We start from the raw sequence: 501 nt of genomic DNA, 5'->3' as shown, positions 1-501 counted from the left end.
GCGCTGGTTTTTCCCATCCGCCACTTATAGTAACCGCTCCTTGACACGTGTAAGGTATCGCACATCTTCTCCAAGCGAAACTCGGAGCGATGATTCTCCATGAACTGGAATCTTAGTTCCTTGGTTTGCTGAAGATGTGCACCGCTTTTTTTACGATGGCTAATTCTTCTTGAGCGTCGGCGAGTTGATGATCTTTCTCCTGAAGTTGACGGCGCATCTCTTTCAACTCTGCTTCGAGTTCCCGTACGCGATCCACGCTTGTTGCTGGTTCATTTTTCAGCTCTCGATATTGGCTCATCCATTGATGCAGCGTGCTTTTCGGAATGTTAAGCTCTTCGGCTAAGTCGCCTAAGCTCTTTGTCTGTTCTTGAATGAACTTTACGGTTTGCTTTTTAAACTCTTCGTTATATCGTTGTCTTTGTTCTCCCAAGTGAACACACCTCCACTGATTTCATTATCGGTCTGTCCGTTAACGGGTGTCCACTATTTATTCTAATTGCA

Annotated in this window: 1 protein-coding gene; it reads right to left on the bottom strand. The window is 45.3% G+C overall.

Annotated elements, in window-relative coordinates; genetic code table 11:
* Positions 1–112: 112 nt before the first annotated feature.
* Positions 113–430: a transposase gene (locus AC3Y23_RS29055; RefSeq protein WP_379205555.1), complete on the bottom strand. Its 318-nt coding sequence runs from the start codon at positions 428–430 to the stop codon at positions 113–115.
* Positions 431–501: the final 71 nt, after the last annotated feature.

This window comes from Paenibacillus sp. MAHUQ-45, assembly GCF_058133325.1.
Note: the sequence above shows the minus strand (reverse complement) of the source record. Positions and strands in the feature narration are given on the sequence as shown.